Annotated in this window: 2 protein-coding genes; one reads left to right on the top strand and one right to left on the bottom strand. The window is 60.3% G+C overall.

What is annotated here, in order from left to right; translation table 11 throughout:
* Positions 1-441 (bottom strand): class I SAM-dependent methyltransferase (locus FEM54_RS33180; RefSeq protein ID WP_138454354.1); only part of this gene is annotated, 441 nt, incomplete at its 3' end.
* A gap of 122 nt (positions 442-563) precedes the next feature.
* On the opposite strand from FEM54_RS33180, the gene FEM54_RS33175 reads away from it, so the two are divergent.
* A partial coding sequence (locus FEM54_RS33175; RefSeq protein ID WP_138454353.1) for a GNAT family N-acetyltransferase occupies positions 564-947 on the top strand: 384 nt, incomplete at its 3' end.

The raw sequence follows: 947 nt of genomic DNA, 5'->3' as shown, positions 1-947 counted from the left end.
ACTGTGGTGCGCCACGATCAGCGGTGCTCCGGGTAGCAACCGTTGCCACAAGGCCTTGAGGGTTTGCAGGCGTTCCTCTTCTGGAATGAAGTGCAAGGTCAGCAAGCAGGTGGCGCCGTCAAAGGGACCCAATGGGGCGGTATCGATATAACCCTCGTGCAACTGCACGCGCTCATTTAAAGGGCCCAGTGTCGCCTGCGCCAACTTCAGCATCTCGGCCGACGGGTCGACGCCTGTAAAGCGCCAGCCTGGCTCGGCGTCGGCAAACCGTTTTAGCTCCAGGCCGCCCCCGGCGCCCAATACCAACACGCTGCCGGTCGCTGGAACAGTTTCACGCAGCAGCAGGATGGTCATCCGTTGCAAGCCATCGAAGCCCGGTACCAGACGCACAGGGCCTTCGGCGTAGCGGGCGACGGCATCAGGGTCGGAAAAAAAGCTCATGGCGGGCTCCTGCAGATTGGGCGAGGCGTAAACCCTACTGCGGCCCATCGGTAGAGGCAATTGCTGTTGGCTGCATTCGTGGTAAAACGTTGATCCCTGCACCCCTTGAGTACGGAGACTCAATGCCTGTTATCAACCCGCCGCCCATTACTGTTCGGGATGCCACTGCCGAGGACGCCTTATGCATCGGCGTGCTCGGTATGCAGGTGTTTCTCGATACTTACGCGACCCAAGGTATCCGCGCCTCGATTGCCAGAGAGGCGCTGCAAGCCTTTGCGCCGCAGACCATCACCCAACTGCTGATACAACCCGGTCTCTCGCTGGTGGTGGCTGAGTCGAATGGCCACCTTGTTGGCTTTGCCCAGATCAAACTCCACGCCACTCATTCGATGATCACAGCTTCAGATGCCGCCGAGTTGCAGCGCCTCTACATCCAGGAGCGATTTACCGGCCAGGGAATTGGCTATCGGTTGCTGCAGGCGGCAGAACAGCGCGCGGTGCTGGGC

This window comes from Pseudomonas edaphica (assembly GCF_005863185.1).
Taxonomy (GTDB): domain Bacteria; phylum Pseudomonadota; class Gammaproteobacteria; order Pseudomonadales; family Pseudomonadaceae; genus Aquipseudomonas; species Aquipseudomonas edaphica.
Note: the sequence above shows the minus strand (reverse complement) of the source record. Positions and strands in the feature narration are given on the sequence as shown.